Annotated in this window: 8 protein-coding genes; 6 read left to right on the top strand and 2 right to left on the bottom strand. The window is 55.8% G+C overall.

Annotated elements, in window-relative coordinates; all coding sequences use genetic code 11:
- Positions 1 to 631: 631 nt before the first annotated feature.
- Positions 632 to 1,642, bottom strand: coding sequence for a LacI family DNA-binding transcriptional regulator (locus ACE6ED_RS18360; RefSeq protein ID WP_410828673.1), 1,011 nt, complete (start codon positions 1,640 to 1,642; stop codon positions 632 to 634).
- A gap of 275 nt (positions 1,643 to 1,917) precedes the next feature.
- Here ACE6ED_RS18360 and ACE6ED_RS18355 point away from each other — a divergent pair, with 275 nt between their 5' ends.
- Positions 1,918 to 6,828, top strand: a complete 4,911-nt coding sequence (locus tag ACE6ED_RS18355; protein WP_410828662.1) for a carbohydrate binding domain-containing protein — start codon at positions 1,918 to 1,920, stop codon at positions 6,826 to 6,828.
- Positions 6,829 to 7,105: 277 nt separating this feature from the next.
- On the opposite strand, the gene ACE6ED_RS18350 is transcribed toward ACE6ED_RS18355, so the two are convergent.
- Positions 7,106 to 7,660, bottom strand: coding sequence for a GbsR/MarR family transcriptional regulator (locus tag ACE6ED_RS18350; RefSeq protein ID WP_410828661.1), 555 nt, complete (start codon positions 7,658 to 7,660; stop codon positions 7,106 to 7,108).
- A gap of 253 nt (positions 7,661 to 7,913) precedes the next feature.
- Between ACE6ED_RS18350 and ACE6ED_RS18345 the strand changes: the two genes are divergently transcribed.
- The 5 genes from ACE6ED_RS18345 to ACE6ED_RS18325 all read left to right on the top strand — a co-directional run bounded on the left by ACE6ED_RS18345 (position 7,914) and on the right by ACE6ED_RS18325 (position 12,352).
- Positions 7,914 to 9,107 carry a quaternary amine ABC transporter ATP-binding protein gene (locus ACE6ED_RS18345; protein WP_410828660.1) on the top strand — a complete coding sequence of 398 codons (1,194 nt, stop codon included), beginning with the start codon at positions 7,914 to 7,916 and terminating at the stop codon, positions 9,105 to 9,107.
- 62 nt (positions 9,108 to 9,169) lie between these two features.
- Positions 9,170 to 9,946 (top strand): ABC transporter permease, encoded by a 777-nt coding sequence (locus ACE6ED_RS18340; RefSeq protein WP_410828672.1) that lies wholly within the window; start codon positions 9,170 to 9,172, stop codon positions 9,944 to 9,946.
- Between the two features lie 12 nt (positions 9,947 to 9,958).
- Entirely contained in the window at positions 9,959 to 10,849 is an 891-nt protein-coding gene (locus tag ACE6ED_RS18335; RefSeq protein WP_410828659.1) for a glycine betaine ABC transporter substrate-binding protein, read from the top strand.
- Entirely contained in the window at positions 10,839 to 11,090 is a 252-nt protein-coding gene (locus ACE6ED_RS18330; RefSeq protein ID WP_410828658.1) for a YrhK family protein, read from the top strand. The genes ACE6ED_RS18335 and ACE6ED_RS18330 overlap by 11 nt, the downstream gene beginning before the upstream one ends.
- A gap of 641 nt (positions 11,091 to 11,731) precedes the next feature.
- Positions 11,732 to 12,352, top strand: coding sequence for a TVP38/TMEM64 family protein (locus ACE6ED_RS18325; RefSeq protein ID WP_410828657.1), 621 nt, complete (start codon positions 11,732 to 11,734; stop codon positions 12,350 to 12,352).
- Positions 12,353 to 12,682 lie beyond the last annotated feature (330 nt).

Here is a 12,682-nt window from a genome sequence, read left to right as displayed (position 1 = left end):
TTTTCGCAGGCCGAGATCGGCAGATACGCCTTGAGATCACTGGGCAAACCGGAGATCCGATGCTGGAGTTGACTTTGAATCAGGTTGGAGCATTTTTCCCAACCTGATTCGTAATTTCGTTCAGCCGTTCTATGAGTTGTGCCAAGGCAACTGCCCGGTCTAGCGTGCTAACTTCATCACACCGTAAATCCCGCCGAATGTGCGTTCGCCGCAATGAAGCACTGTTTTTCTATTTTTTCAAGACGATTGCTTTATTGTGGTTAAATCGGCGCCAGGACTGGAGCTTAGCTGATTTCCGCTCTGCGAAAGTTGAGTAATAAAGATATTGCCAATAAAAAAACGCCCCGTAGATGGGAAGGGAGAGGTTCCTCGTACGGTCCGGCTACTTTTTTGGCGGAATCATCGGATTGCAACATTCATAGGGAGATGATCCAGCAGAGGAGTCTCAAGCGCATAAAAGACAATCACTCCGATTGCTGCATCACCGGGTAGCGTCAAGACATGTGTGTAAGGCAGTAGAGATATCCAATGTAACGGTAGATCATGTTCTGACAGAGTGCTCGGTGGGGGACAAACCCAGGTGCGCGGTATAATCCCGTAAAAATTTGCAGGCCGCGTCCGCATCATCGGTTTAGGCACGGCCGCCGCAGGACTCACGCACAACCAGCACGGGTTCGACGACGAAAGAGGCACCTTCCGACTGGTTGTTGATGATGTCGTACAGCATATGGGCGGCCAACAGTCCGAGCCGTTCTTTATTTTGACGTACGGTTGTCAGGGTTGGATTCGTATATTTGCTGGCGTCAATATCATCGCAGCCAACGATGGCCACATCTTCCGGCACACTAAGGCCTTCTTCCCGGAGTGCGCGGATCGCTCCCAAAGCCAGCAGGTCTGAAGCGGCGAACACGGCGCGGGGGAGCGGACCGCTGCGGATCATCGCACGCATCGCCTCATAGCCGCTGGATTCAAAAAAATCCTCCCCATGTACGAACCAGCGTTCATGAACCTGCAGGCCGAAGCCTTCAATCGCTTTGATGTATCCGGCTTTTCGCAGGTTGGAGATTTCGGCGTCCGGCGCGCTGCCGATGAAACCAAGCTCCCGGTACCCGAGCAGGTACAGATGCTCCACCACTCTGGCAGCAATCTGAAAGTTATCCGACATCACATACCCTGACCGTTTGCCGTTCAGTTCCAGATCGACGCCGATACAAGGGATGGCGCTCCGGTCGAGCTCGCGGATGGCAGACTCCATGCGTTCTCCGTTAATAATGACGCAGCCCTCCACCTGGAAATGCTGACAGCGGGCGAAATAATCGCCGGCGTTCATAAATTTCTCATTAGAAAAAAAGATAAGGTCGTAGCCGAGCAGCCCGATCTGTTTTTTGAAGGAGTTCAGCACCTCAACAAAAAATGGATGCATGAAATCGACATTCTGCTCGCCGGCGAAGATGACACCGATCAGGCCGGATTTGCCGGCCGGCTGTATTTTGGCGGAGTTTGATGGAGTGTAGCCGGTCTGCTCAATGATCTCCAGCACGCGTTGACGCGTTTTTTCCGAGACGTCGGTATAGTTATTCAGGATTTTGGACACGGTCGACACGGAAACGCCGGCCATTTCTGCAATCGTCTTGATATTCAGCTGCAAGGGAAAGCCACCTTCCGGCTTTGTTTTGATACCAGTGTATCCGGGGAAATACGGGCAAGTCAATGAATCTCGGGGTGAAAGTCTGCCGCGGTAAATATCGGGAGATAAACAAATTTTACGAAACTCCTTTACGAAAATGAAGCCTTCAGTAACAATAGCACTATCGAAACCGATTTCGATAGCGAGGGATCGTCCCATGAAAAATCGAAACCGGTTGCGTGCGGCGGAACTTCAGCCGTAAATGACCATTTTACGGGGAGGAAACGGAATTGAAAGGAAGGAAAACCTTAGTCTCCGGCCTGCTGTCCATGGCGCTGGCGGTCTCCATTGTGACGCCTGCCGGAGCAGCGGCAGCCAGCACGAAAACGGCACAAGAAGGAGTAAATTTGAAAGCGTTTACGGATGTCGGTGAACAGCATTGGGCCGCACAAGCGCTTAAAGAGTGGAACGCGAATGGAGTTGTAACCGGTTACGCAGATGGCAGCTTCCGCCCGCAGGCGCAGATTACCCGGGCCGAATTTGCAGTGATCATCAACCGGCTGTTTGGATACCGGGGCCGGACGGAGACGCTGCCTCAGGATGTGCAGGCAAACGCCTGGTACCGGGACGATATCGCCGCTGCGATCGCTGCCGGTTACCTTGGACTGGATTCCGATGGACGCCTGGAGCCTTCACGGCCGATGACGCGCGGCGAAGTTGCGCTTGCTTTGTCCAAGGCGCTGAAGCTGGACGGGGAAGCGGGAACCGGGCCGGCATTTGGCGATTTAGGCGCAGTGAACGGGCCGGAGGCCAAAGCGATTGGCGTGCTGGCGGCCAAAGGTTACCTCCGCGGTTACCCGGATGGAACAATCCGGCCGGAAGCGCCGGTTACGCGGGCTGAGCTCGTCAGCATAGCCAGCCGCGCTTTGCCTGTGGTGGCGCTGGCCGGCGGCACTGTGACTCCCGGCACCGTTAAGGGGAGCGCCGTCATCGGCCGGGCCGGCACAGTCCTGAAGGACGCCGTTATCGAAGGCGATCTGTACCTGACCGAAGCGATCGGTGAAGGGGAAGCGGTACTTGACGGTGTCAAAGTAAACGGCACGGTGTATGTGTCAGGCGGCGGAAGCAGCAGCATCGGCTTTAAGGATGCGGGCCTGGCTTCAGTTGTCGTCGACAAACCCGGCGGCGGCGTGCGCGTTTATGCGACCGGAAGTACTGTGGTGAAGCAAGTGACGGTCCGTACCGGGGCGGCGCTGGAAGAAACGGAGCTGAGCGGCGAAGGGTTCGCGGAGGTCCGGCTTGCTGCCCCGGCGGCAGCCGTCTCGCTGCGCGGGCAATTCACCGATGTCGTACGCGAAGCGGGCGCTTCCGTCCGGACGGCACTGACGCTTGCCGCCGGTACGATCGGCCGGCTGACGATGCAGAGTCCGGCGGATATCGTGCTCGGCGCGCAGACGACCGTTTCCTCGCTGCACCTTCAGCCTGCGGCAAAAGGAACCGCTTTGAGCGGTTCAGGCCGGATTGCAGTGCTGAACAATGAAGCGGATTTAGTCACGGTCAGCGGCGCCCCGGCCAGTAAAGGCAGCACGGCAAACTTGACGCTGGGCATACCGGCGGCGGCTGTTTCGTCGTCTGCGCCGGCGTGGGGCGGCGATTCTTCGCCGGACACCGCTCCTACGGCGAGTCCGTCGCCAGCCGCGAGCGCCACACCTGCGGTGAGTCCATCGCCAGCCGTAAGCGCCTCGCCAGCTGCAAGCCCTACGCCTAGCGCGACGCCGACGCCGGCACCAAGCCCATCCCCGAGCTCATCCCCGAGCGCGACGCCGACGCCAGCTGCAAGCCCGTCCCCGGGTGTAACGCCGCCGGCAAGCCCGTCGCCTACGGTCAGCCCGGTCCCGACGGACGATCCTTGGACACTGGTTTGGAGCGACGAATTCGACGACCAGACCATCGACCCGGCGAAATGGACGTTTGACCTTGGAGACGGTACCGACATCGGCAATCCGGGCTGGGGAAATAATGAGCTGGAATGGTATACAAACGATCCCAAGAATGTAAAAGAAGAGGACGGCAAACTGGTTATCACCGCCCGCAAAGAGGCGGTAGGCGGTAAAGAATACACCTCCTCTCGGATCAAAACCAAAGGATTGTTCAGCAAACGGTACGGGAAATTCGAGATCCGGGCCAAAGCGCCGACGGGTAAAGGCTACTGGCCCGCAATCTGGATGCTGCCCGAGCACAATACGTACGGAGTGTGGGCCGCTTCAGGCGAAATCGATATTATGGAGGGCTGGGGCAGCCGGCCGCATACCGTTGCCGGAACCATCCACTATGGCAGCCAATGGCCGGGCAATATTTACTCGGGACAAGAGACGGAACTCCCCGGCGGCTCAACGATTGAAGACTTCCATACGTACGCGATTGAATGGGAACCCGGCGAAATCCGCTGGTACGTCGACGGACAGCTTTTTTCGGTCAAAAATGACTGGTACAGCCTGTCGGCGGGACAGCCGGCCCACAACGCTTATCCCGCGCCGTTTGACCAGGAGTTCCACCTGCTGATGAACCTGGCCGTCGGCGGCAACTTCGACGGGAATCCAACGCCGGACACGGTGTTCCCGAAGTCGATGGAAATCGATTATGTCCGGGTATACGAACTGACGGGCAGACCTTACCGCGAGCCGGTCCCGCCGGTTTTTGCAGCGGAGCCGTATGCGGAGGGCTCGAAGCTTCCGCTTCCGGACGGCAACCTGGTGTATAACAGCAGCTTTACCGAACAGCGGGATGGAGACGCTGGCATGGGGATTCCGAATACAGCCCACTGGGTGCTGTACAAAGATCCCGGAGCAGAAGCTTCCGCCGAGCTGGAAACAATAGACGGCCGAAACTACGCCAAAGTCAGCATCGCCAAAGCCGGTTCCAATCCTTATTCGGTACAGCCGCAAGCGATAGTATCTTTGGCCAAAGGACGGTTCTACAAGCTTACTTTTGATGCCAAAACGGATACATCCCGTTCGATCGGCGTGCGTTTGACAGGAGGGGAAAACCGCGGTTTTGCCGGTTACTCCGGAACGCTGCAGGCGGAACTGGGCTCCGGTTTCCAAACCTATGAAATGATGTTCCAAATGAAGCAGGATTCCGATCCGGCTGCCCGCGCCGAGTTCAATATGGGGATCGACGGACATCCGGTCTGGATCGGCAATGTACGGCTGGAGGAAATCTCCGGCATCCCGTTCGACCACGATTCGCCCAAAACGCCGCTCGGAGACGGCAATCATCTGTATAACGGAGCCTTCCAGATCGGCGAGCCGGACCGGATGAGCTACTGGCATGTCAACGGAGTGGACGGCGCAGAGGTCAAAGCTTCCGTAAGTGCTGACGACCGCCGGCTGAAGGTCGAAACGGCTTCGGAAACAGGCGGCACAGCGGAAATCTCCCAGCAGGGAATTCTTTTGATCGGCGGGCAGGACTACGAGGCCGCGTTTGACGCCGAGACGCAGCGGGAGGCGGACGCATGGATTCGGCTGCAGGCACACGACGGAACGGTGCTTGCAGAGAAGCAGGTACGGCTGGCGGAAGGCTTAAGCCGGGTAACTGCGGCATTTGCCGATTTGGCCGTGAACGGCACTGACCGGCAGGCAAAATTCAGTCTGCGGATCGCCGGAGAGGCTGGCTTGCTTTATCTGGACAATGTGACCCTTAAGCGGACCAGCTTTTACTATGATCCCAGTCTCGTCTATTATCCGTTGCTGAACGGAGATTTCGGCTTCGGCTGGACCGGCTGGGAGCGTCTGTTGTATGAAGCGGGCGGGGAAAGCACTGCGGAAATCCTAGACGGTGCCGCCAAGTTTGCGATTACAAAAACCGGCAATCAGCCGTATTCGGTCATGCTGTTCCAGAACGGGCTCAAGGTCAGCCAAGGTGTGGATTATGTCGTGGAGTTCGATGCCATGTCCAGCGTCCCCCGGACGATTACAGCGACCGCCGAAAACGGTTCGTACCAGAGTTCATGGAAAGAAACGGTGGCGCTGACCGGCGAACCCGGCCATTACGCGTTTGAATTCCGGCAGGGAACAAACGATACGCTGAGTTTGAAATTTTTGCTGGGCAATGTGGACGGCGGAGTCAAAGAACCGCATGAAGTCCGCATCGACAACGTGAAGTTTTATGTAAAAAATGCTCCGGCCAAGCCGCAGGAGCTGCTGGCAGACACGGCCGGGAATATCGCGGGTTCGCCCTTGGAGCTTATGTTCGCTGACAATGCCGAGTGGCGGGAAGCTGTGCGCGCGGTGAAAGTGAACGGCACCGCCCTGAAGCCGGAACAATTTACGTTAGCGGAAGGGGTGCTCCGCCTGGACGGATCAGTGTTCCCTCACGAAGGCACGTACACGATAGAAGTAGAGGCGGACGGTTATGTGACCGCTGCGGTCCGTCAGCCGGTGATGGCTGCGGACGGAAACCTGGTCGTGAACGGCTCCTTCTCCGCAGGAATGCAGGGCTGGCAGAACTGGTCGGGAGAAGGCGGCAGTGCAAGCTGGTCCGTGCTGGACGGCGCGGCCGAGCTGTCGATTGCGGCTGCCGGTGGTCATGCCTGGCATAATCAGTTTTTTCAGGAAGGTATTCCGATGACAGGCGGCCTTACGTATGAACTGAGCTTTAAGGCGAAGTCTTCCGTTCCCCGGCAGATTGCCGTGGAATTTACAGGCACCTCCGCCGCCTCCAATCAGCCCAAATTCGATATCGGTTCGTCATGGCAGACGTATACCGCCCGGTTTACCGTGGGGGACGGCAGCCCGCTGAAGCTGAATTATCTGGTGGGCAAAGCGATGGAAGGCGATCCGGCGGCGAACAACGTGCCTCATCAGCTGTATTTGGATGACATCATCGTTAAAACAGTGGAGGCAGCTGAGCTGTCGGCAGCACCTGCAGAGGCATCGGCATCCCCTGCACCAGAGGCGTCGCCGACTCCAGCACCGGAGTCGTCGGCATCTCCAGCACCAGAGGCGCCGGTATCCCCTGCACCAGAGGCACCAGCCTCCCCTGCCCCGGAGGCATCTGCATCTCCTGCCCCGGGGGTAGCGCCATCTCCAGCACCAGAGTCGTCGGCCCCTCCTGCACCGGAGACACCAGGGACTCCTGCTCCGGAGGGGCCGGCATCCTCTTCGCCGGAGCCGTTACCAGCCCTTACTCCAGCCCCGTAATCCGGCGGAATGCTGAAGCTGGGCGCAGCTGACAGCTGGCGCGAAAAGCCCTGAAAAACCGGAAATAACCGGCTGAACCGGTTATATTGACGGCACTCGTATCCGGCCTTGAAAAGCCGGGCGGACGCATAAGCGTCATTGATGATATGCTGCATCACGAGCCGATTACGCAGTACAACACAAAAAAAACGGCAGGTCCAAGTTTTCCTTGGCCTGCCGTATTTTTTTGCGGAATGGAACGGATTCTATATCCAAAGGAGCTTCCACAGAACAAGGGCTACTCTTTTGGGATAAAATCGAAGATTTTACCGGTCTCGAGCGATTCAATCAGCTTCAGCAGCCAGCGGTAGTACTTGATGGCTTCGTCGATCTTCTGTTCATCGTTGTCCAGCAGCTTCATGATCCGCTCATCGTCCGCATAGTCCGCTTGCATGGCGCGGATTTCGTTCATCGACTTGTTCAACGCGTTCATATTGCCTTCAACAGCTTTTCTCCATTTGATTGAAAAATAATCGCTGAAATTTTGATGCCAGTCTTGAGTGGCGGTGAAGAGGTCTTTGCGGGTGCCTTTTCCCCACACTTTGTCGATCATTTTTAAATCAAGCAGTGTCCGCACGCCCGTACTCATCGACGTCTTGCTCATTCCCATTGTTCTGCTAAGCTCGTCCAGCGTAACGGGGCCCTGGCTGAAGTACATATATCCATATAAATGCCCGATGGACAACGTAATTCCGTACAAATCCATGTTTTTGCCAATGGAATCAATCACGCGTTCGCGGGCTTTACTGATTCGTTCCAGCTGTTCGGGTCCAAGCCCTTCCAAATCGTTCATGTTGTCCCTCCTGAGGATTAAAGATGCTCATAGCAAGCCTCTATTTTGTATTGTAATCACAACCTTTAGCGGAAGTAAAGGAAGAGCGTCTGCCGGAATACGGAGGAAAAAGGAGTATTCTATACGTAAAGTACGTAAAGTAAAAACTGTACGTTTAATTTTTACGGATTATACGCTTTGCGTCGCATTTCACAATAGCGTTAGACTAGGACAGGTGAACCACCCGGAGATGTGCCGGGAGAAGGAGGTCGTTATGCCGATTATCGAGGTCAAACAATTAACCAAAGTATTCGGTCCGGACCCGCGCCGGGCCATTCCCTTGCTGGAACAGGGCTGGTCAAAAGAAAAAATCGCCAAAGAACTCAAGCTGACCGTAGGGGTCAACAAAGCGGAGTTCAGTATTGAAGAAGGCGAAATCTTTGTTATCATGGGACTTTCGGGCAGCGGCAAATCGACGCTGGTCCGTCTGCTGAACCGTCTGATCGAGCCTACGAGCGGCCATGTGCTGTTCAAAGGACAAGACGTGGTGGCGATGAATCCGGAGCAGCTGCGCCGTTTCCGCCGGAAAAATATCGGAATGGTCTTTCAGAAATTTGGATTGTTCCCGCACCGTACCGTGCTGCAGAATGCCGAATACGGTCTGGAAGTCCAAGGTGTCGACAAAAAAACGCGGGAGCAGCGGGCCCGTGAAGCTCTCGAGCTTGTAGGCCTAGCGGGCTGGGAAAATCATCGTCCCGACCAGCTTAGCGGAGGCATGCAGCAGCGGGTCGGACTGGCCAGAGGACTGGCCAATGATCCGGATATTCTGCTGATGGACGAAGCGTTCAGTGCGCTGGATCCGCTGATCCGCAAAGACATGCAGCAGGAGCTGCTGGAGCTGCAGAGCCGGGTGAAAAAAACCATCGTGTTCATTACCCACGATCTGGACGAAGCGCTGCGGATCGGCGACCGGATCGCTTTAATGAAAGACGGCGTGATCGTTCAAATCGGCACCCCGGAAGAAATCCTGATCCAGCCCGCGAACAAATATGTTGAAAAATTCGTGGAGGATGTGGATTTGTCGAAGGTGCTGACGGCTGCCCATGTTATGCGCAAGCCGGAAATGGTCCGGCCGGAGCGCGGCCCGCGTGTGGCCCTGCAGCTGATGCGGGACAGCGGGGTATCGAGCTTATATGTTGCCGATAAGGAAATGCGGCTGCAGGGGGTTGTCACCGCGGAGGATGCCTCTCAAGCGCTGAAGGAAAACCGGACGATTACTGATGTGATGCAAAAAGAGATTCCGCGTGTCGCTCCCGGAACACTGCTGACCGATTTGTTTGAGCTGATGGCCGCCACGCATCTTCCCGTAGCGGTGGTCGATGAACGCGACCGGCTGCAGGGAATCGTAATCAAAGGCGCCGTATTGTCCGCGCTGGCGGGCAACGCGCTGCCGGAAGGAGGGGAATGACCTTGGACAATATTCCTAAGCTGCCGCTCGGCAAAGCGGTAGAAAGTATAGAAAGCTGGCTGATGACGTATTTTGGCGCCTTTTTTGACTTCATTCATACCGTCATTGATGGTATGGTGGGCGGAATCGAAACCGCGCTGACCTTCCTGCCGTCGCTTGCGGTTATTGTGATTTTGGCCGCGCTGGCCTGGTGGATCGGGAAATGGAAGCTTGGGGTTTTTGCTTTGATCGGGCTGTATCTGATCGAGAATCTGGGGCTGTGGGGACCGACGATGCAGTCGCTGGCCCTAGTGCTTACGGCGTCTTTGCTTGCTGTCCTGCTTGGGGTGCCGATCGGCATTTTGTGTGCCCAGAGCCGGGTGGCCCGCAATCTGGTGACGCCGGTTCTCGATTTGATGCAGACAATGCCGGCATTTGTGTATTTGCTGCCGGCGGTCTCGTTTTTTTCGCTTGGCGTCGTCCCTGGCGTCATTGCTTCGGTTATCTTCGCCATTCCGCCGACCATCCGGATGACCGATTTGGGCATCCGTCAGGTATCGGCCGAGCTGGTGGAAGCGGCGGACGCTTTCGGTTCAACTAAAGGGCAAAAGCTGGTCAAGCTGCAGCTGCCGATTGCGCTGCCGACCATTATGGCCGGGATCAATCAGACCATCATGCTGTCTTTGTCGATGGTCGTCATCTCATCGATGATCGGCGCGCAGGGCGTAGGCGCTTATGTATACCGCGCCGTGTCGCAGGCGAAGACGGGGGCCGGTTTCGAGGCCGGGATCGCTATTGTTATTATTGCGATTTTGCTCGACCGTCTTACACAGAATGCCCTTAAATCCAAACGCAGATAGGAGACTGATTATATGATGAAGAAAACTTGGACCACACTGTTGTCCGGATTGCTGCTGGCCGGCGTTTTGGCGGGCTGTTCCTCAAACGGCGGGGCCGGGGCTTCCGGTGGGGGCGGCAGCGTTAAGCTCGCTTATGTGGCGTGGGATTCTGAAATCGCCAGCACCTATGTCGTGAAGGAAGTACTGGAGAGCAAACTCGGAGCCGATGTGGAAATGCTACAGGTCGACGCTGGCCCCATGTTTGCGGGCGTAGCGGACGGCAGTGCGGACGCAATGGTGGCAGCCTGGCTGCCCAGCACACATGCCTCATATATTGAGAAATACGGCGATAAAATCGAAGATCTGGGCGCTAACCTGAAAGGCACCAAGACAGGTCTGACGGTCCCCGCCTACATGGACATCAACTCCATTGAAGACCTGAAGCAAGAAACGACAGCCGAAACGCTTGACCGGAAAATCATCGGCATTGAGCCCGGCGCCGGCATAATGATGACTACATCAAAGGCGCTTGAAACGTACGGATTGGGCGATTACACGCTTGTGGAGAGCTCCTCCGCGGCTATGGCCCAAGAGTTGCAAAAAGCCTATAACAGCAAGCAGCCGATCGTAGTTACCGGCTGGACGCCGCACTGGATGTTCGCCAAGATGGATCTGAAGTATCTGGAGGACCCGCAGAACGTATACGGCGGGGAAGAACAGATTCACACGATGGTGCGCCAAGGGCTAAAAGAAGATCAGCCGGACATCTATCAGTTCTTTGACCGGTTTGAATGGACCCCCGACGACATGGCGGAAGTTATGGTGGGTGTCCAGGAAGGACAAGATCCGGAACAGGCCGCCAAGGCATGGGTGGAAGCCCACCCGGATCAAGTTAACGCTTGGGTAGAGGGCCTTGGACAGTAAGCTGTTCAGCCTTTGTGTCGGCGTTCTGATCGGACTGACGTATTTGGCAGGAAGCGTCACAATGCTGCTGGACCGGGGAAAACTGGGCACGTTCCTGTTTATCGCGGGCAGCACGCTGATGCTGATGCGGCATACTGCCGAAATTGTTCATCTGCTTCACCGGCGGAAAGCGGCAACCCGTAAACGCCGGCGGTTGAACCGAAGTGCGGGACAGTCCGGCAGCGGGAGCTGCCGGGGCTGATCACTGCCGGGGCTGATCAGCGGTTGCTGGATCGGCAGGGCTGGACCCTGGTCGTTAGACCAGCAGGGCTAAAATGCAGTTGCAGGACTGGCAGCGCTAAACTCTGTTTGCTGGACCGCTAGGTCTGAACCGACGTAACTGGAGCATCTTGGTCAACCTACCGGATTGAGCGGCCATAGTTAAAGTAGCCGGGCAGCAATACCGAGTAAATAGCTGCATGGGCTGCGTAACCGGAGCTAATATTCCCATGATTGACGCAGCAGTGGCAGACGCCGGCGGATGGGATTTTACACGTTGGTTTTGCCGTGCTATTCTAAAAAGAATACTTGAACCGGACTGATGCATGTTCGTACCAACAGAAGCACCCCGCCAGGGGTGTTTTTGTCAGTTCTGGAAGGGGCAGCATCCGGTGGCGGCAGTACGCAGCGGGATTTTGCGGCGCGGATTTATTTGCTGTTTATCTGCTTGCTTTGTTGCTGATCTGCTAACGAAGCATGTTCAAACAGAAGCAGGAAACAGCAAGAGTTGACGGAAACGGCGGGAACTTAAGTAACGGATGTTGGTCAAGAGTCTGGGAGCGATTAGGCAGAATCATTCCGCAGCAGGCGCAAGCTGGAGGCGGAAGGGGAGGAGAAGGCTCTATGACGGAGACGGTTGGGTTTGGAATCGACCGGCTGCTGGAGTTGTTGGGACTGACCGGACCCATGATTTTATGGGTGACGGTGCCGCTGACATTGCTGCAAAGTCTTGCAGGGGTATTTCCGTTTGCGGTGCTGGTTGTTCTGCATATCTCCGTGTTCGATACGTTTGGAGGGATGCTGGTCAGCTGGGCGGCGGGAACAGTTGGAGCGGTCCTTGTGTATTACGCATTCCGGCGGTATTTATACGACTGGTTTGACCGGAAATGGCGGGGACGCCGCGCATCAAGGTATGCAAAATGGCGGCAGTACATCGAGCGTTACGGACTTTGGTCGATTATTTTGCTGAGGACCATTCCGGTCGTACCAAATAATGTAATCAATCTGATGTCGGCGGTGTCTCCCGTCAAGCCTTCTGCTTTTATTTGGGGGACGATGCTGGGGAATCTGTCTTTCATCTGGCTGTTTGGTATTTTGGGTTCAACCTTTATGGTTCCCGCCGAAGAGTGGGGACGCTATTTAACCGGTTATGCAATTTATGTGGGCGTGTTGATTTTTGCCTTTGTGGGGAGCCACCGGGATGAAATCCGGGAAGCACGGAAACGCCGCAAAACCTCTCTTTAATCAAATTTTTTAGTTATTAGCTCAACTTCCGCAGAGTGAAGATCAGCTAAGCTCCAGTCCTGGCGCGGATTTAAGCACAATATAAGTAATCGTCTTGAAAAAAATAGAAAAACGTAGCTTCGTTGGGGCGAACTTTGGAACGAACCCTCTCGTGTGACACACCCGCAGCGGATTACTACGGAACGCGATACGCGCGATACGGAGGACTTCACGGACCCAGCGGACGTTATTTCTGAAATTCTGGGGCTTTTCGGTTGCCTTGCGGACTCCAGATCCGTTATTCGTACCGAAAACATCCAAACGATGAATTTTCCTCGTAAATAAGGGAAT

It is taken from the genome of Paenibacillus nanchangensis (assembly GCF_046543445.1).
Lineage (GTDB): Bacteria > Bacillota > Bacilli > Paenibacillales > Paenibacillaceae > Paenibacillus_AQ > Paenibacillus_AQ nanchangensis.
The sequence above is the reverse complement of the archived record's forward strand: the minus strand, read 5'-3'. Positions and strand labels throughout refer to the sequence as shown.

Bases quoted from the DNA above. Each gene is read 5' to 3' on its own strand.
- ACE6ED_RS18335 (WP_410828659.1), top strand. From the start codon at position 9,959: ATGATGAAGAAAACTTGGACCACACTGTTGTCCGGATTGCTGCTGGCC.
- ACE6ED_RS18325 (WP_410828657.1), top strand. From the start codon at position 11,732: ATGACGGAGACGGTTGGGTTTGGAATCGACCGGCTGCTGGAGTTGTTG.
- ACE6ED_RS18350 (WP_410828661.1), bottom strand. From the start codon at position 7,660: ATGAACGATTTGGAAGGGCTTGGACCCGAACAGCTGGAACGAATCAGT.
- ACE6ED_RS18345 (WP_410828660.1), top strand. From the start codon at position 7,914: ATGCCGATTATCGAGGTCAAACAATTAACCAAAGTATTCGGTCCGGAC.
- ACE6ED_RS18340 (WP_410828672.1), top strand. From the start codon at position 9,170: ATGACGTATTTTGGCGCCTTTTTTGACTTCATTCATACCGTCATTGAT.